Annotated in this window: 13 protein-coding genes, 1 pseudogene and 1 riboswitch; of the genes and pseudogenes, 6 read left to right on the top strand and 8 right to left on the bottom strand. The window is 68.7% G+C overall.

Annotation, left to right across the window (positions count from 1 at the left end; translation table 11 throughout):
• Nucleotides 1–3 precede the first annotated feature (3 nt).
• Nucleotides 4–606 carry a dephospho-CoA kinase gene (gene coaE, locus BOSE46_RS12970; RefSeq protein ID WP_159540635.1) on the top strand — a complete coding sequence of 201 codons (603 nt, stop codon included), beginning with the start codon at nucleotides 4–6 and terminating at the stop codon, nucleotides 604–606.
• Here the strand turns inward: coaE and BOSE46_RS12965 are convergent.
• The 4 genes from BOSE46_RS12965 to BOSE46_RS12950 form a co-directional block, all read right to left on the bottom strand.
• Nucleotides 603–1,499 carry an RNA polymerase sigma factor RpoD/SigA gene (locus BOSE46_RS12965; RefSeq protein ID WP_159542742.1) on the bottom strand — a complete coding sequence of 299 codons (897 nt, stop codon included), beginning with the start codon at nucleotides 1,497–1,499 and terminating at the stop codon, nucleotides 603–605. The two genes, coaE and BOSE46_RS12965, sit on opposite strands and share 4 nt — an antisense overlap.
• Before the next feature lie 287 nt (nucleotides 1,500–1,786).
• On the bottom strand, nucleotides 1,787–3,889 hold the full coding sequence (locus tag BOSE46_RS12960; protein ID WP_159540634.1) for a S9 family peptidase: 2,103 nt from the start codon (nucleotides 3,887–3,889) through the stop codon (nucleotides 1,787–1,789).
• Nucleotides 3,886–5,190, bottom strand: a complete 1,305-nt coding sequence (locus BOSE46_RS12955; protein ID WP_159540633.1) for a DNA polymerase IV — start codon at nucleotides 5,188–5,190, stop codon at nucleotides 3,886–3,888. Before BOSE46_RS12955 ends, BOSE46_RS12960 begins: the two co-directional genes overlap by 4 nt.
• Before the next feature lie 48 nt (nucleotides 5,191–5,238).
• Nucleotides 5,239–5,706, bottom strand: coding sequence for a 6,7-dimethyl-8-ribityllumazine synthase (locus tag BOSE46_RS12950; protein WP_159540632.1), 468 nt, complete (start codon nucleotides 5,704–5,706; stop codon nucleotides 5,239–5,241).
• Nucleotides 5,707–5,758: 52 nt separating this feature from the next.
• Nucleotides 5,759–5,906: riboswitch (FMN riboswitch) on the bottom strand.
• Nucleotides 5,907–6,032: 126 nt separating this feature from the next.
• On the opposite strand from BOSE46_RS12950, the pseudogene BOSE46_RS21725 reads away from it, so the two are divergent.
• The 4 genes and pseudogenes from BOSE46_RS21725 (at nucleotide 6,033) to BOSE46_RS12925 (ending at nucleotide 11,787) form a co-directional block, all read left to right on the top strand.
• A pseudogene (locus tag BOSE46_RS21725) lies at nucleotides 6,033–7,002 on the top strand (DUF4192 domain-containing protein).
• Nucleotides 7,003–7,011: 9 nt separating this feature from the next.
• Nucleotides 7,012–8,490, top strand: a complete 1,479-nt coding sequence (locus BOSE46_RS12935) for a glutamate-cysteine ligase family protein (protein ID WP_159540629.1) — start codon at nucleotides 7,012–7,014, stop codon at nucleotides 8,488–8,490.
• A 178-nt stretch (nucleotides 8,491–8,668) separates the two neighbouring features.
• Nucleotides 8,669–10,078, top strand: a complete 1,410-nt coding sequence (locus tag BOSE46_RS12930; RefSeq protein ID WP_236551745.1) for an RNA polymerase sigma factor — start codon at nucleotides 8,669–8,671, stop codon at nucleotides 10,076–10,078.
• A 167-nt stretch (nucleotides 10,079–10,245) separates the two neighbouring features.
• Complete coding sequence (locus tag BOSE46_RS12925; protein WP_159540628.1) at nucleotides 10,246–11,787, top strand: phospholipase D-like domain-containing protein; 1,542 nt, start codon at nucleotides 10,246–10,248, stop codon at nucleotides 11,785–11,787.
• Nucleotides 11,788–11,855: 68 nt separating this feature from the next.
• Here the strand turns inward: BOSE46_RS12925 and BOSE46_RS12920 are convergent, their stop codons facing one another.
• Nucleotides 11,856–12,101 (bottom strand): hypothetical protein, encoded by a 246-nt coding sequence (locus BOSE46_RS12920; protein ID WP_159540627.1) that lies wholly within the window; start codon nucleotides 12,099–12,101, stop codon nucleotides 11,856–11,858.
• A gap of 151 nt (nucleotides 12,102–12,252) precedes the next feature.
• Between BOSE46_RS12920 and BOSE46_RS12915 the strand changes: the two genes are divergently transcribed.
• On the top strand, nucleotides 12,253–14,349 hold the full coding sequence (locus BOSE46_RS12915; RefSeq protein WP_159542738.1) for a DNA topoisomerase IV subunit B: 2,097 nt from the start codon (nucleotides 12,253–12,255) through the stop codon (nucleotides 14,347–14,349).
• A 16-nt stretch (nucleotides 14,350–14,365) separates the two neighbouring features.
• On the opposite strand, the gene BOSE46_RS12910 is transcribed toward BOSE46_RS12915, so the two are convergent.
• Genes BOSE46_RS12910 through BOSE46_RS12900 form a run of 3 tightly spaced genes read right to left on the bottom strand, consistent with a single transcriptional unit; the run spans nucleotide 14,366 to nucleotide 17,329 of the window.
• Entirely contained in the window at nucleotides 14,366–14,860 is a 495-nt protein-coding gene (locus tag BOSE46_RS12910; protein WP_159540626.1) for a carbonic anhydrase, read from the bottom strand.
• 10 nt (nucleotides 14,861–14,870) lie between these two features.
• Nucleotides 14,871–16,622, bottom strand: coding sequence for an MFS transporter (locus BOSE46_RS12905; protein WP_201299629.1), 1,752 nt, complete (start codon nucleotides 16,620–16,622; stop codon nucleotides 14,871–14,873).
• Nucleotides 16,619–17,329: an LppX_LprAFG lipoprotein gene (locus tag BOSE46_RS12900; protein WP_159540625.1), complete on the bottom strand. Its 711-nt coding sequence runs from the start codon at nucleotides 17,327–17,329 to the stop codon at nucleotides 16,619–16,621. The genes BOSE46_RS12905 and BOSE46_RS12900 overlap by 4 nt, the downstream gene beginning before the upstream one ends.
• Between the last annotated feature and the right edge of the window lie 2 nt (nucleotides 17,330–17,331).

Genomic DNA, 17,331 nt, shown 5'->3' with positions numbered 1-17,331 from the left:
TACGTGCTGAGGGTCGGGCTCACCGGCGGGATCGGCTCGGGCAAGAGCACCGTGAGTGCCCTGCTGGCGGCCCGCGGTGCGGTTGTCATCGACTACGACCTGCTGGCCCGTGAGGCTGTCGAACCCGGCAGCCCCGGCCTCGAGGCGATCGCCGAGCGATTCGGCAGCGGTGTCATCGCCGTCGACGGGACGCTCGACCGCCCGGCGCTGGCGGCGATCGTGTTCGCCGACCCGGCAGCGCTGACGGATCTCAACGCCATCACGCACCCGGCGATCTGGGAGCTCGCCGCCGCTCGTGAGGGCGCTGCGGGGCCCGACGCGATCGTCGTGCACGACAACCCGCTGCTCGTCGAGATGGGTGCCGCGAAGCACTGCGACGTCGTCGTGGTCGTCGACGTGCCCGAGGACGTCCAGGTGGCCCGCCTCGTCAGCTCGCGCGGGATGTCCGAGGACGAGGCCCGGTCCCGGATTGATGCGCAGGCATCCAGACGACAAAGGACCGGTGCCGCCGATCTGGTGATCGACAACACCGGTCCGATGGACGAGCTCACCCTCATCGTCGGGGGAACATGGGACGAGCTCGTGTCCAGAGCGGCCTCCGCCTAGGCGGCGAGGTCCGGATCGGCGATGCGCCTCAGCGTCGCCAACGCCTCACGTTCGAGCTGACGTACGCGCTCGGCCGAGATGCCATGACGCTTGCCGATGTCGGCGAGCTTCTGCTGACGTCCGTCAAGCAGGCCGTAGCGTGCTCGTACGATGTCGGCCTCGCGCTCGCCGAGATGATCGACCAGCGTCGAGATCAGGTGCCGCGACTCGTCGTCGAGCACCGCGAAGTCGGGGCCGGGCTGCGTCTCGCGGGCGATCAGGTCACCCAGCGACGTGTCACCGTCCTCGTCGACCGGTGAGTCGAGGCTGACGTGGTCACGTCCCCACGACATCAGGTCGATGACGCGGTCGATGTCCATGCCGAGCTCCAGCGCGATCTCCTGCGGCTCCGGGTCGTAGCCGAGCTGGCGCTCCAGGTTGCGGCGCGCGGCCGTCACCTGGTTGAGCTCCTCGACCACGTGCACGGGAAGGCGTACGACGCGGGCCTGCTGCGCGATGCCGCGGGTGATGGCCTGACGAACCCACCAGGTGGCGTACGTCGAGAACTTGAACCCCTTGGCGTAGTCGAACTTCTCGACAGCGCGGATGAGTCCGGTGTTGCCCTCCTGGACCAGGTCGAGCATCGGCATCGCCGAGCGCCCGTACTTGCGGGCGATCGAGACGACGAGCCGGAGGTTGGCCTGGATGAACTCCTGGACCGCCCGGTCGCCCTCGTCGGCGAGCCACTGCAGCTCTTCCTCGGTCGCGAACTTCGGCGCGCCGCCCTTGCGACGGCCCACGCGACCCTCCTCGAGGAGATGTCGGGCCAGCAGCCCGGCCTCCACGGTCTTGCTCAGCTCGACCTCGCGCTCAGCGTCGAGCAGGGGAGTGCGGGCAATCTCGGCAAGGTACATGCCGACGCTGTCCTTGCCCTCGATGTTGGTGTTCCCATTTCGTGCGCTCACCGTGCGCCTCCCATCAGTGTCTGTACTGATCAGAACGCTTTTGGTACCCCAAGGATTCCGCTCTCAGTCGCTTCTTAGGAGCGCCGTGCTATGCCGAGGCCGAGCGAGCCCTGCGAGCGAGCGTTGAGGCAGGTTGAGCGATCGCGCCGAAGGCGCCTGATGACGAAACCTGGTGAGATCAGCACCCAGCGTTGGCAGCTGGTTTCGAGGCTCCGGCCGCGGGCGGCCTCCGCACCTCAACCAGCTTTGGCTGTGCTGATGATCCAGGCGAGCTCCCAGGCCCGTTCCTTCCACGACGCGTAGCGGCCGCTGACGCCGCCGTGACCGGCGTGCATCTCGGTCTTGAGCAGGATCGGGGCGTCGCCCGTGGCAGTCGCGCGCAGCTTGGCGACCCACTTGGCCGGCTCGACGTACATGACCCGGGTGTCGTGCAGGCTCGTGACGGCGAGGATCGCCGGGTAGGGGTGCGCGCCGACGTTCTCGTAGGGCGCGTACGACTTCATGTAGGCGTAGACGTCGGGGTCCTCGAGCGGATTGCCCCACTCGTCCCACTCGATGACCGTCAGCGGCAGGCTCGGGTCGAGGATCGTGGTGAGGGCGTCGACGAACGGCACGCTGGCGACGATGCCGGCGAAGGCGTCCGGCGCGAGGTTGGCGACGGCGCCCATCAGCAGGCCGCCCGCGCTGCCGCCCTCGGCGATCAGTCGGTCCGCGGAGGTCCAGCCCTCGCTGACGAGGTGCCGGGCGCTCGCGACGAAGTCGGTGAACGTGTTGCGCTTGTGCAGCATCTTGCCGTCGTCGTACCAGTGCCGGCCGAGCTCGCCACCTCCGCGTACGTGCGCGATCGCGAAGACGAACCCGCGGTCGAGCAGCGACAGGCGCATGACGGAGAAGCCGGGATCCATGCTGGCCTCGTAGGCGCCGTAGCCGTAGATCAACGCGGGTGCGGTGCCGTCGCGCGAGGTGTCCTTGCGGCACACGACCGAGACCGGCACGCGTACGCCGTCTTCGGCGATGGCCCAGGTGCGGTGCTGCTCGTACTCCTGCGGGTCGTAGCCGCCGAGCACGGGGGCCTGCTTGCGCAGGATCAGCTCGCCGGTCTCGACGACGTAGTCGTAGATCGACGCCGGCGTGATGAACGAGCCGACACCGACGCGGATGAGCGGCTGGTCCCACTCGGCGTTGGCGCCGACGCCGCTGGTGAACAGCTCCTCGCCGAAGTCGATCTCGGTGAGGGGTCCGACGCCGTCGTGTCCCAGGTGCATGATGCCGATGCGGGACAGCGCGTCGCGGCGGTAGGACACGACGATCTGCTGGGCGAACACGTCGACGTCCTCGAGCCGGGTGGACTCGCTGCCGGGGATGATGACGGTGCGGGCGCTCGGGTCGTCGACCCGGATGGCGGCGAGCTCGAAGTTGAGCGCGCCGTCGTTGTGCAGGACCAGGAAGTGGTCCTCGCCTCCGATGACGGCGTGCTCGAGGGAGTACTCGACGCCGTCGCGACGGGGGAGCACGACTCGGAACTCGCCCTCGGGATCGGCCGCCTCGAGGACGCGCACCTCGCTCGTGACCTTGGAGGAGAGCCCGATGACGAGGAAGCGCTCGGACTGGGTGCGGCCGACGCCGATGAAGTAGCGCTCGTCAGGCTCCTCGAGCACCAGGGTGTCCTCGTCGGTGGAGCCCAGCCGGTGTCGCCACACCCGGTGAGGCCGCCATGCGTCGTCGACGGTCGTGTAGAAGAGGTGTGTCCCGCCGGCCGACCAGGTCGCGCCGCCGCTCGTCGCGGGGATCTCGTCGGGCAGCACCTCGCCGGTGCGCAGGTCCTTGACCCTGATCGTGTAGCGCTCGTCGCCCTGGGTGTCGACCGACCACGCCAGCAGCGTCTCGTCGTCGCTGATGCTGAACGCGCCGAGCGAGAAGAACTCGTGGCCCTCGGCCTCGACGTTGGAGTCGAGCAGGACCTCCTCGCCGGCGATCTCGGCACCGGCCTCGAGCAGCGGCGGGTGCCAGTCGTCGGCGTCGTCGATCGGGCACCGGCACCGGATCGCGTACTGCTGGCCCTCGACCGTACGGGCGTAGTACCACCAGGCGCCGCGGCGGACCGGGACCGAGAGGTCGGTCTCGAGGGTGCGGGCCTTGATCTCGTCGAAGATCTGCTGGCGCAGCGGCTCGAGGTGCGCGGTCGTCGCGTCGGTGTAGGTGTTCTCGGCCTCGAGGTAGGCCAGCGTCGCCGGGTCCTCCTTGTCGCGCAGCCACTCGTAGTCGTCGACGAAGTCGTCTCCGTGGTGGCTGCGGACGATGGGCCGGCGCTCGGCGGTGGGTGGAGGCGGGACAGTCATACGTCGAACGTACCGTTGTGGCCTGCGCCCAGTGCGGGGTCGTCGGCCAGGAACGTGTGGACCGGGCCCGGCGGCGTCCAGCGCGTCTCGAAGCGGACCGTCACGCGGCCCAGCCCGGAGCCCCAGACCCACCCGTCGCCGTGATCGGCGTGGTGCACGTCCATGCCGGGATACCAGCGCGTGGGACGGGCCACGACCTCCTGCTCGGGCTCGTCGTCGACGTCGTCGTCCTCGTCAGAGGCGAACAGGTCGTCCTGGACCCAGTCGGCGAGGCCGCTGACCCCGACTCCCAGCAGGCGCAGCCCGTTGCTGATGTCCTCGCCGGCCAGCAGGCCTCGAGCCGTGGTGGCGAGGATGCGGGCGTTGTCGGTCGGGTTGGGCAGGGTCGAGGACCTGGTGTGCGTCTCGAAGTCGTGATGGCGCATCTTGAGCGTCACGGTGCGGCCCGAGAGGCCGTTCTTGCGGAGCCGGCCGGAGACCGAGCGGGCCATCCGCTCGATGATCGTCTCGAGCTGGAGCCGATCGGAGATGTCCTGCTCGAACGTGTCCTCGACACTGACCGACTTGGTCTCGCGCGACGCCATGACGGGCCGGTCGTCGTCGGCCCGCGCCATCCGGTGCAGGGACCGACCGGACGACTGACCGAGCAGGCGTACGAGCTCGGCCTCGCTGGGGGAGCGCAGGTCCTCGACGGTCAGGATGCCGACCCGTCGGAGGCGCTCGGCGGTGGCCGGACCGACGCCGGGGATCACGGTGGCCTGCATCGGCCCCAGCACGTCGGCCTCGGTGCCGGGCTCGACGACGAAGACGCCGTCGGGCTTGTTGATCTCGCTGGCGATCTTGGCCATCAGCTTGGACGAAGCGACACCGACCGAGGCGGTGAGGCCGCCCGTGAGATCCGCGATGTCGGCGCGGATCGCGGCGACGATGTCCTCGACCCGGTCCGGGTCGAAGCCCGGGCCGGCACCGAGGTCGACGAAGGCCTCGTCGAGCGACAGCGGCTCGATGACCTCGGTCTCCTCGCGCAGTCGCTCCATCACGATCCGACTGGCCTCGCGATAGGCGTCGAAGCGGCCACCGAGGAAGGCGGCGTGCGGGCACCTGGCCCGGGCCTCGGCCGTACGCATCGCGGACCGCACGCCGTGCACCCTGGCTTCGTAGGACGCCGTCGCCACGACGCCGCGCGGGCCGATGCCGCCGACGATGACCGGCCGGCCGCGTAGCGAGGGCTTGTCGCGCTGCTCGACCGAGGCGAAGAACGCATCCAGGTCGAGGTGCATGATCGACGCCACGGACCGCATGCGGCCATTCTGTCCTGACCCACCGACATGCGGCCCGCGGCGCGCGAGTCAGCCGGCGAGCACCGAGATCCGGCCGAGCGAGTCGATCGTCGCGACGCAGGCGCGTGCCGCCTCGATGCCCTTGAGCGCCATGTGGCTCTCGAAGAACTCCGCGATCGGGCCGTCCTCGCGGAACTCGTGCGGGGTCAGCACGGCGGACAGGACTGGCACATCAGTGCTGAGTCCGACCTCGACGAGGGCCGAGACGACGGCGTCCGCGACGAACTCGTGCCGGAAGATGCCGCCGTCGACGACGAGCGCCATCGCGACGACGGCGTCGAAGCGGCCGGTCGCCGCCAGCCGCCGCGCGTGCAGCGGGATCTCGACGGCTCCGGGGACGTGGAACGTCTCGACGTTGCCCGACTCCGGGACGAGCCGGTGGAGCTCATCGTTGAACGCGCGCTCGCAGGCGCCGACCAGGTCGTCGTGCCACTGGGCACGGACGACGGCGATGCGGTGGGTGGTGGGCTGATTCATGGCTCTCCTTCGAGCTGAATCAGGGCTGACCGGGCGACGTACGTCGTCGCCCGATCGTTCTCTCTCATCCGGACTGTGACCGTCGGCCCCGGAGTCGCACCGAGTCTGCTGACCCTCCCGGAGGAGGCGCTCGCGGGCTGCGGACGGCTTGCGCCACCCTCACCGCCGGTGGGGACTTCCACCCCGCCCTGAGAACGTCTGCCCGGCCGGTCGGCCGGACACCGTCAACGATAGGCCCGTCCACAGGCCGAGGACCAGCGTGACTCTGCGCACAGGCCTGCCGGCGGCCCGTGGACGGTGCTCCGGTCGCCCACCAGCGTGGAGCCATGACACAGACGCCTTCGGTCTACACGGCCCATGACATCCCGGACCTGCTCAACACCCTGCCAACGCTCTTCGGCTTCCGGCCCGAGGAGTCGCTGGTCGCGGTGTCGACCCGAGGACCACGCCGCCGGTTCGGATTCCGGCTGCGTGTCGACATCCCGGACCCTGAGGACATCGATCAGCTGGCCGAGATCGTGGTGGGGCACCTGGGTCGCCACGGCGCCGAGGGCGCGATCTTCCTGGCCGTGACGCAGCAGCAGGCCGTCGCGCGTGATCTGCTCGCTGCGATCGAGGAGCGGCTCGCGCCGATCGACCTGGTCGTCGCCGCGCGTGCCGACGGCGAGCGCTACTGGTCCGACGAGCCGGGTTTCCCGCCGGACGGCATCGCGTACGAGACGTCGGACCATCACCTTGCCGTGGTCCAGGCGATCGCCGCGGGCCAGCAGATCCTGCCCGACCGCCAGGCGCTCGTCGACCGGTTCGCCGCGGTGACCCAGCCGCGGCGCGGCCGACGAGGTGCTTCGCCAGGTCGTGCCGTTGCTCGTCCGTACGCCCGAGCGCGAGATCGCGGCGCTCGGGATGCGACACGTGCAGCCGATCCTCGACCGCGGCCTGAAGGGGGAGCGGCTCACCGACGAGGAGGTCACGCGGTTCTCGGTCTGGATGTCGACGGTCCCCGTGCGGGACGAGGTGTGGGGGCAGATCACCGTCGAGACGGCCGATGACATGCTGCGTCTCCTCACCCTCGTCTCCCGGAGCGTGGTGCCGCCGTTCGAGCCGGCCGTCCTGAGCCTCACGGCGTTCGCCGCGTGGCTCACCGGTGACGGGGCCCAGTCACTCATCGCCGTCGAGCGCGCGCTCCGTGCCGACCAGACGTACTCGATGGCCCGGTTGATGCTCCAGATGCTCGAGGGCGGGATCGCGCCGTCCCACTGGTCCGCTCTCCAAGCCGCAGAGCCCGTGTCGCCCTAGGCTGTCTGCATGGGACAGGACGTCGACGCACGCGAGTTCAGCCGCGAGGACCGCACCCGCTACCGCGCCAAGGTGCGCCGGTGCCTCGATGTCTTCGCCCGGATGCTGAGCGAGCACGACCTGTCGTTCGAGCACACGCACGTGGGCATCGAGATCGAGTTCAACCTCGTCGACGATCAAGGCGACCCCGCCCTCAAGAACGCCGAGGCGCTGGAGGCGATCGCCGACGAGGACTTCCAGACCGAGCTCGGCCTGTTCAACATCGAGATCAACGTGCCCCCGGCCCGGATATCGGGAACCGGGCTGGACACCCTCCAGGCCACGCTCCGCGACGACCTCAACTTCGCGCAGTCCAAGGCGTCCGAGGTCGGCGCGCACCTGCTGATGATCGGCATCCTCCCGACGCTGCAGGAAGGACACTTCAGCCGCGAGTCGATCTCGGCCAACCCGCGCTACCACCTGCTGTCCGAGCAGATCCTCAACGCCCGCGGCGAGGACATCGAGATCGTCATCGACGGCGTCGACCGGCTCGACACCACCGCGGACACGATCATTCCCGAGGCCGCCTGCACCAGCACGCAGCTTCACCTCCAGGTCGAGCCCGACGAGTTCGCGCCGATGTGGAATGCCGCGCAGGCCATTGCCGCCGTGCAGGTGGCCGTCGGCGCCAACTCGCCGTTCCTGCTTGGCCAGCAGCTGTGGCACGAGACGCGGATCGCGCTGTTCGAGCAGGCCACCGACACCCGCAGCGAGGAGCTCAAGGCCCAAGGCGTACGCCCGCGGGTGTTCTTCGGCGAGCGGTGGATCACCTCGGTGTTCGACCTGTTCGAGGAGAACGTCCGCTACTTCCCGGCGCTGCTGCCGATCGTCGACGACGAGGACCCGCTGGCAGAGCTCGAGGCCGGGCGGGTGCCCAACCTGCCGGAGCTCCGGCTGCACAACGGCACGATCTATCGCTGGAACCGGCCCATCTACGACGTCGCGGACGGCAGGCCCCACCTGCGCATCGAGAATCGCCTGCTCCCCGCCGGGCCGACCGTCGTCGACACGATGGCCAACGCGGCCCTGTTCTACGGACTCGTCAAGGTCCTCGGCACGAGCGACCGGCCGGTCTGGTCGGCGCTGTCGTTTCGCGCCGCCGAGGACAACTTCCACCAGGCGGCACGCGCCGGCATCGAGACCGAGCTCTACTGGCCGGCCGTCGGCACGGTCTCGGCGCGTGAGCTCGTGCTGCGCCAGCTGCTGCCCTTGGCGCACGCCGGCCTCAAGGAGATGGACGTCGACACGGCCGTCAGGGAGCGGTTGCTGGGGATCATCGAGCAGCGCTGCATCACGGGCCGCAACGGGGCGACCTGGCTCATTGACGAGTTCGCCCACCAGGTCGCGCAGTCGCCCGACCGCGCGACCGCGATGCGGGCCACCACCCGGGCGTACGAGGAGCACATGCACGAGGGCGATCCGGTGCACACTTGGCCGACACGCTCCTGAGAGGACCCTGAGATGCCAGCGGTTGGCCTGACGTGGCACACTGGAGCCAGAGGTTGACCACAGGCCTCATTGTTGCGCCCATCTACCGCTTGTGAGGTTAGACGTGCCGGTGAATCCCGCAGCAGGATCACCGATCCGAGCCGTCAAGAAGCTTCTCGGAGGGGCCAAGCAAGAGCCAGTGGACGAAGCCCCCCAGGCCCCGGCCAAGAAGGCCCCGGGCAAGACAACTGCAGAACGCAAGACGGCGGCCAAGAAGACCGCCACCAAGACCCCGGCCAAGAAGGCCACGACACCGTCCCGTTCCCCGGCCAAGACAGAAGTGACAGTGACCAAGACCGCATCAAGCGCCACCGCCAAGAAGACCGCCGCGAAGAAGGCTCCTGCCAAGAAGGCCCCGGCCAAGAAGGCAGCCCCCGCGAAGGGCGGCGAGCCTCACGACGAGGAGTCGAAGATTCCCGCGAGCATCGACCTGGCCGACGCCCTCGAGGTGCCGCCGGTCGCTGACGGCACGGTGATGGTCGACGCGCAGGGCAAGAAGATCCTGCCGGACATCCCCGACGAGGAGTTCGAGAAGGACCTCGCGACGGACCCGACGCTCAAGGAGGACGAGCAGTCGTCCTTCACGATCTCGGCGGCCGACGAGAGCGACGAGCCGGTCCAGCAGGTCATGGTCGCCGGCGCCACCGCGGACCCGGTCAAGGACTACCTCAAGCAGATCGGCAAGGTCTCGCTGCTGACGGCCGGCCAGGAGGTCGAGCTCGCCAAGCGGATCGAGGCCGGCCTGTTCGCCGAGGAGAAGCTCGCCAAGGGCGGACGCATCTCGGCCAAGATGCTCGAAGAGCTCGAGTGGATCACGATCGACGGACGCCGCGCCAAGAACCACCTGCTCGAGGCCAACCTGCGCCTCGTGGTGTCGCTGGCCAAGCGCTACACGGGTCGCGGCATGCTGTTCCTCGACCTGATCCAGGAGGGCAACCTCGGCCTGATCCGCGCGGTCGAGAAGTTCGACTACACCAAGGGCTTCAAGTTCTCGACGTACGCGACGTGGTGGATCCGCCAGGCGATCACCCGGGCGATGGCCGACCAGGCCCGCACGATCCGCATCCCGGTCCACATGGTCGAGGTCATCAACAAGCTCGCCCGTGTCCAGCGCCAGATGCTTCAGGACCTCGGTCGCGAGCCCACCCCCGAGGAGCTCGCGATCGAGCTCGACATGACGCCCGAGAAGGTCGTCGAGGTCCAGAAGTACGGCCGCGAGCCGATCAGCCTCCACACCCCGCTGGGCGAGGACGGCGACTCGGAGTTCGGCGACCTGATCGAGGACTCCGAGGCGATCGTCCCGGCCGACGCGGTCTCGTTCACGCTGCTCCAGGAGCAGCTGCACGCCGTGCTCGACACGCTCTCGGAGCGTGAGTCCGGCGTCGTCTCGATGCGCTTCGGCCTGACCGACGGTCAGCCCAAGACGCTCGACGAGATCGGCAAGGTCTACGGCGTCACGCGCGAGCGCATCCGCCAGATCGAGTCCAAGACCATGAGCAAGCTGCGGCACCCGTCGCGCTCGCAGGTCCTGCGCGACTACCTCGACTGATCGCTGCTGCCGGCTGTGCCGGCAGCCGTTCGGCACCGTCAACACCCGGGTTTCGGGGTACGCCGGTGCCGGCGAGCTATTGAGTTAGACTGTCACGACCCGTCACGACCACGACCAGCGCCTCGGAGAACAGACCTGTGCGAAAAACCGGCCGATCCACGCGCGTGATGCGCGCCCTCGGGGTGGGCGTCCTCCTCGGTTCCTTGGTCCTCGGACTGCAGTCGACCGCCTCTGGCGCCGACGACACCACGACCCCGCCGACGGCGACACCCGCGGAGTCCGAGGCTCCGGCAGCAGTCAACTCGGACACCCCGCCGGCCGAGGTGCCGGGTGACCGCAACGGCGTGACCGCGTCGGCGGCCGGGTCTCCGTGGGGTGCTGACTTCCCGGTGACGCTGGAGACCAACTTCTCGCGTCCCTACAAGGCGATCTCGAGCTCGGCCAACAGCGACTTCTCGCTGCTCAACGATCTCGAGCGGCTGATCCGCGGCACCTACATCGACCCGCGGACCGGCAAGTACCGCGCGTCGAGCGCGATCAAGTCCAACTACGTCTACCTCTCGATCTCGCGCATGGAGAACTCGCACCGGGTCGGGCGTGAGCTGATCCGTGCCGCCAAGAAGGGCGTCAAGGTCCGCGTCATCCACGGCAAGGCGTCGCAGTCCAAGGAGTCACGCGCCCTGCAGAGTGCGCTCAACAAGAGCTCGATGCGTGACGCGCACTTCAAGATCTGCCAGAAGGGCAAGAGCCTTGCGTGCCTGTCCAGCGCCAACGGCGCGATCATGCACAGCAAGATCCTGCTGATCAACAGCACCTTCACCCGCGACAAGAAGCCGGCCAAGGGCGCCATCTGGTCGGGGTCGGCCAACCTCGGCGGGCCTAGCGGCGAGCGCACCTACAACAACGGCCTGACGATCTACAACGACGAGAAGCTGTGGGAGCAGAGCAAGGACCTCTGGTCCGACATGTACGCCGAGCGCAACGTCGGCATCGACTACCTCAAGTACGTCGCCAGCCACGAGGGCGCCGGCCGCTACGGTTACGCGAACGCGACGGCGGACGGCTACACCAGCAGCTACGCCGACCGCGGCATGTTCTACTCCAACCTGGCGAACGTCACGATCTATCCGACGCCGATCGCTGCATCGCCGACCAACAACCGCGACCCCGTCCTGGTGATGCTCAAGCGCATCGTGCCGGACAACCAGTGCCGCATCCGGCTGCAGGAGAACCGCTTCAAGTACCGCCGCATCGCGGTGGCGCAGAAGCTCGTCGAGCTGGCCAACGCCGGGTGCAAGGTCTCGATCGTGTCGTTCGAGGACGACCTCAAGGTCAACCGCGTGGCGCACTGCCAGCAGTACATCCGGGTCTGCCGACCGATCCTCGACACGTTCAAGAACGCCAACAACCGGATCGAGGCGGCGTGGGCCAAGCCGCACGACAAGACGATCATGGTCGAGGCCAAGATGGTCCGCAGCTACCTCAACCCTGAGGAGCGGACCCTGGACGGCAAGCTCTATCCGACGGACGCCGCGGACGCGGTGCCGACCAAGCTCGTGCTCGCGGGCTCGGCGGCGCTGACCGGCTCCAACCTGATCGTCAGCGACGAGATCACGACGGAGACCACGGACCCCGGCGTCTACGACGACTACCTCCAGCACTGGAAGGCCATCTGGAGGTCGCACGAGATCCACAACTTCCCGTACTGAGCTGGACAACGCGAAGGGCCGGCCAGATCATCTGGCCGGCCCTTCGCGTTGTCTGGGTGACGAAGCGGTTATGCCTCTTCGTCGGCGAACGTCGACGGCGTGGCCGCGAGTCGCTCGCTCTCGTCGTGGATGAGGGCTGACATCTCGCGGAGCTTGTCCTCGTGCTGCCGTGCGTGGTGAGCGCAGAACATCAGCTCACCACCGCCGCCGAGCGTCACGCGTACGTATGCCTGAGCGCCGCAGCGGTCGCAGCGGTCGAGGGAGCTCAGCATGGGGGCTGTCAGTGTTGTCACGGTGACCTTCTCTCTGAGCATTCGGCGGTTCTGACCAGATCAACATCCAATCACGTGGTGCTATTCCGCGTGGTCGTTCGTGACCTACGACATACATACTCCCCGAGCGGGACAAATCGACGCAGGCGCGCGGTGGATCGCGTGTCACGACGCGGCCCGTCACACCGGCTCGATATCCTTGAACCACACCGCGATCCCGAGAGGCACAGAAATCGAAACGACGTACGACGCCCGCAACCTCCTCGTCCTCGAGGGGCTCGAAGCCGTCCGCAAGCGCCCCGGCATGTACGTCGGCTCGACCGACACCCGCGGACTCATGCACTGCCTCTGGGAGATCATCGACAACTCCGTCGACGAGGCGCTCGGAGGATTCGGCACCCACATCCGGGTCGCGCTCAACGACGACGGCTCGGTCGAGGTCCAGGACGACGGCCGCGGTGTCCCGGTCGACATCGAGAAGAAGACCGGGCTGACCGGCGTCGAGGTCGTCTACACCAAGCTGCACGCCGGCGGGAAGTTCGGCGGTGGCTCCTACGTCGCGACAGGCGGCCTGCACGGCGTCGGCGCCTCGGTGGTCAACGCCCTGTCGTCCCGGCTCGATGTCGAGGTCGACAAGGGCGGTGCCACCTGGGCGATGTCGTTCCGTCGTGGCGAGCCGGGCGTCTTCGCCGGCGACGGCCCTGACGCGGACTTCACGCCGACCAACGAGCTCCGCAAGATCGGCAAGGTCGCCAAGGCCAAGACCGGCACCCGGGTGCGCTACTGGGCCGATCCGCAGATCTTCATCAAGGGCGCCCGGTTCGCCTACGAAGAGCTCGTGACCCGTGCCCGCCAGACCTCGTTCCTCGTGCCGGGGCTCGAGATCGTCATCAGCGACCACCGCGGCGACGAGCCGCACGAGGAGAAGTTCCGCCACGACGGCGGCATCGCCGAGTTCTGCGACTTCCTGGCGTCCGACGAGCCCGTCACCGAGGTGCTGCGCCTGCAGGGTGAGGACGTGTTCACCGAGACCGTCCCGCTGCTCGACAGCAAGGGCCACATGACGCCGCAGGACATCGAGCGCACGCTCGGCGTCGACGTCGCCGTCCGGTGGGGCACCGGCTACGACACCCAGCTGCAGTCGTTCGTCAACATCATCGCGACGCCCAAGGGCGGCACCCACCTCAACGGCTTCGAGCGGGGCATCACCAAGACGTTCAACGACGTCCTCAAGACGACCCGCCTGCTCAAGTCCGGCGACCCCGACGTCATCAAGGACGATGTCCTCGAGGGCATGACGGCGGTCGTGACCGTACGCCTGGCCGAGCCGCAGTTCGAGGGGCAGACCAAGGAGGTCCTCGGCACGCCCGCGGTCACCAAGATCGTCAACCAGGTCGTGACCCGCGAGCTCAAGCAGTTCCTGACGTCCACCAAGGCCGCGGAGAAGGCCAAGGCGCGGCTCGTGATGCAGAAGGTCGTCGACGCGTCCCGCACCCGTCTGGCGGCCCGCCAGCAGCGCGACACACAGCGCCGCAAGAACGCGCTCGAGTCCAGCGCCCTGCCGGCCAAGCTCGCCGACTGCCGCAGCAACGACGTCGAGCGGTCCGAGCTGTTCATCGTCGAGGGCGACTCGGCCCTCGGCACCGCCAAGTCGGCGCGAGACTCCGAGTTCCAGGCGCTGCTGCCGATCCGGGGCAAGATCCTCAACGTCCAGAAGGCCAGCATCGGCGACATGCTCAAGAACGCCGAGTGCTCGTCGATCATCCAGGTCGTCGGTGCGGGCTCCGGCCGTACGTTCGACGTCGACGCCGCGCGCTACGGGCGCATCATCTTCATGGCCGACGCCGACTCCGACGGTGCGCACATCCGCTGCCTGCTGGCGACGCTGTTCTTCCGCTACATGCGCGAGCTGGTCGATGCCGGCCGGGTCTACACCGCCGTCCCGCCGTTGCACCGCATCGAGCTGTCCAACCCCAAGAAGGGCCAGGACAAGTACGTCTACACCTATTCCGACGCCGAGCTGCAGCGCAAGCTTGCCGAGCTGCAGCGCAAGAACGTCAAGTGGAAGGACCCGGTCCAGCGCTACAAGGGTCTGGGTGAGATGGACGCGAGTCAGCTGGCCGAGACGACGATGGACCCGCGCCACCGCACGTTGCGTCGCCTGACGGTCGACGACGGCGAGGAGGCCTCGTCGGTCTTCGAGCTGCTGATGGGCAACGAGGTGCCGCCGCGCAAGGAGTTCATCGTGCAGGGCGCCTACGAGATCGACGCCGACCGCATCGACGCCTGACCCACGCGTCCGCGAATCAGCTCACCGGCTGGAGCAGCCCGGTGTCGACGTCGTAGATGAATCCGCCGACCAGGATGTCGTCGCTGATGAGCGGGTGGCTCCGCACGCGCATGACGTCCGCCCGCACGGTCTGCTCCTGGTCGACGATCGCGCCCAGGCTCATCCACGATGCATCCGTGCCTGCGGACTCCGCCACCCTGGCCTTGAGCTCGTCCTCGGTCGAGGACGCCATGGCGCACCGGGTGTGCTCGACGACGAGGACCCGGCGGACCTGGAGGAGGTTGACACCCAGCACCAGCGCGACGAGCGCCTGGTCCGTGACACGGCCTCCGGGATTGCGGAGGATCTTGGCGTCGCCGGCCTTGAGGCCGATCATGCGAAGCGGGTCGATCCGCGAGTCCATGCAGGTCACCATCGCGATCCCGGCATGGGCGATGCCGTCGAACCCGGAGAGTCCGAAGTCCTCGGCATACTCGCGATTGGCCCTGAGCAGGTCGTCGAAGTCAGGCATGGGCGACAGATTATCGGGTGACTGTTTCGTCCTCGTCACGGAGGACCAGCAGTGCCAGGAGGGCTGCTGTGAGGGCGCACACCGCGGCGCCGATGAAGACCGCGTGCAGCTGCGTGATGCCCGCGTCGCGGACGGCATCCTTGTACGCCCGGCAGAGCGTCGCCTTGCCGTCACAGAGCTCGGCGGCGGGCGGGATCTTGGCCGACGCGTGATAGAACGCGCGCAGGCCGATCGTCGTGAGCGCCGAGATGCCCAGCAGCATGCCGACCATGCGCGCCACGATCAGCAGCGCCGACGCGACGCCGTGCACGGCGTCAGCGGTGTGGAACAGCAGGACCGCGTTGACGGGCGCGATAGCGAGCCCGAAGCCGAGGCCGCCGAGGACCAGCGACAGCGTCTCGACCTGGTGGTCGAGGGAGTGCGCATCCCACGTCGACATGTGCCAGAACGCGGCAGCGCTCATCAGCATCGCGACGCATGTGAGCACCGATGCGGGGACCTTGCGGAGCAGCCAGCCGCCGAGGACGGCACCGACCGGCAACGCGATGAGGAAACGCACAAGGACCAGGGCGGCGTCGAGCTGGGAGTCGCGGTCGACCGTGAGCCTGGCGAAGAACGGGATGTCGACGAGCGCCGCGATCAGGGCGGCGCCGACGAAGAACGACACCACCAGGGCGCCCCAGGCCGGCTTGGCGCCCAGCGCGCCGCGGGGGATCAGCGGGCGCACAGCACGGCGTTGACGCATCGCGAAGCCCACGAAAGCGGCGATGGCGATCGGCACCAGCCAGGGCGCCTGCTCGGAGATCGCCGCGCTCTCGGGCTCGGCGGATGCGAACGTCAGGATGACCGCGCCAAGCCCCGTCGTCAGCAGCAGCGCGCCGCCGATGTCGGTGTCGCGGGCGAGCGCCGGCCACTGCCGCCAGCCGATGAGGGGGTTGCGCGCGGTGGCCTGCCGCAGCAGGAAGAGGGCCGCCAGGCCGTACGTCGTGAGGGCCAGGGGCGTCAGCCACCGCGAGTCGCCGGTGACCGGCAGGAAGGCCAGTCCGCTCGTGACACCCTGCGTCAGCCGGTCCGGTTCGGCCATCACGACGGCTGTCCCGACCAGGGTGAGCACAGCCAGGCCGGCGCCGACCAGATCCGGGCGTCGCCGGTCCGCCGAGCCCGCCGACACGTCGGGCGGGGTCGAGGCGCGGAGCCGCAGCATCGCGGCCGCCAGCACGAGCCCGATCGCGCAGTTGAGCCAGAAGATCAGCCGCCAGTCCCCGAACGCCAGCACGACGGCGCCGTAGAGCGGTCCGAGGACGCTGCCGAGCTCCTGCACCGCCCCGACGATGCCGAGGGGCAGGCCGCGGCGCTGGGGCGGCCACAGGTCGGCAACGAGGGCGAGCGTCGGCGGGATCAGGCCGCCGCCACCGATGCCCTGGATCAGCCGGCCGAGCACGATGCTCTCGAGGTTGTAGGCCGCCGCGGTGATCAGCGAGCCGGCCGCGAACACGACGAGCGAGCCCAACAGGACCGGGACCCGTCCGCGCAGGTCGGAGATGCGGCCGATGAGCGGGAGGACCCCGACGTAGCCGAGCAGGAATCCCGAGACGATCGGCGCCGCGCGTTGCAGCTCGTCGAGGTCCAGCCCGGTCGAGGTCATCATGTCGGGCAGGGCGAGCACCACAACGTACGTGTCGGCGGCCGCGAACGAGATGGCGACAGCCGCCAGCCCCAGCAGGACTTTCGAGGCGGGACTGATCGCCTCCCGTGAGGTCATCGACCGACGCGGGTCGGCGGCTCAATGGTCACAGCGGTGTCGGAGGTGGTGAGCTTGACGGTGTAGGTGACGTCCCCGCCGTTGGGGTAGAACGGCCCCTTGAGCTTGGCGTCGCGCAGCACGTTGTCGTCGTCGAGCCGGTAGGTGACGTCGAACGACTCGTCCGCGGCGGCGGACGGGATGATGTCCCTGACCAGGCTGCCGGGGAGGGTGCCCTTGATCGTCGTCAGCACGTCTGATCCGTCACGCGACTTGCCACCCTCGGTCACCTTCTTGGTCTTGACCAGGATCTGCGTGATCCCCGTGTCGCTGTCGAGCAGCGAGGCGGGGTCGGGTGCCTTGAGCGAGGCCGGGTCGATCGTCAGGTAGACCGGCGCGAAGCTCGTCTTGGCCCAGACCTTGCCCTTGACCGCGATGACGTCGGCGTCGACGCTCGCGCCGCCGGTGACGACCTTGACCTTGCCGTCGAAGGCAGGGGAGTGGTTGCCCTTGCCCTTGGCCGACAGCAGCCCGGTGACGCCTGACGGCAGCTTGTCGGTCGCCAGCGAGATCGTGATGGTCTCGGCACCGTCGAGGGACTTCTTGGCCTCGGACAGGCGCGCCTGCAGCTTGGCCGGGTCGCCCTTGTCACCGCCTGAGGAACCCGTGCAACCCGAGAGGACCAGGGTCGACGCGGCGAGGGTCAGGATCAGGTGTCTGGTGCGCACGG

Source organism: Aeromicrobium sp. 9AM, from assembly GCF_902506105.1.
Classification (GTDB): domain Bacteria; phylum Actinomycetota; class Actinomycetes; order Propionibacteriales; family Nocardioidaceae; genus Aeromicrobium.
The sequence above is the reverse complement of the archived record's forward strand: the minus strand, read 5'-3'. Positions and strand labels throughout refer to the sequence as shown.

Coding starts and splice junctions, on each gene's coding strand:
- BOSE46_RS12965 (WP_159542742.1), bottom strand. CDS start 1,499: ATGTACCTTGCCGAGATTGCCCGCACTCCCCTGCTCGACGCTGAGCGC.
- BOSE46_RS12960 (WP_159540634.1), bottom strand. CDS start 3,889: ATGACTGTCCCGCCTCCACCCACCGCCGAGCGCCGGCCCATCGTCCGC.
- BOSE46_RS12955 (WP_159540633.1), bottom strand. CDS start 5,190: ATGCGGTCCGTGGCGTCGATCATGCACCTCGACCTGGATGCGTTCTTC.
- BOSE46_RS12950 (WP_159540632.1), bottom strand. CDS start 5,706: ATGAATCAGCCCACCACCCACCGCATCGCCGTCGTCCGTGCCCAGTGG.
- BOSE46_RS12935 (WP_159540629.1), top strand. CDS start 7,012: ATGGGACAGGACGTCGACGCACGCGAGTTCAGCCGCGAGGACCGCACC.
- BOSE46_RS12925 (WP_159540628.1), top strand. CDS start 10,246: ATGCGCGCCCTCGGGGTGGGCGTCCTCCTCGGTTCCTTGGTCCTCGGA.
- BOSE46_RS12920 (WP_159540627.1), bottom strand. CDS start 12,101: ATGCTCAGAGAGAAGGTCACCGTGACAACACTGACAGCCCCCATGCTG.
- BOSE46_RS12910 (WP_159540626.1), bottom strand. CDS start 14,860: ATGCCTGACTTCGACGACCTGCTCAGGGCCAATCGCGAGTATGCCGAG.
- BOSE46_RS12905 (WP_201299629.1), bottom strand. CDS start 16,622: ATGACCTCACGGGAGGCGATCAGTCCCGCCTCGAAAGTCCTGCTGGGG.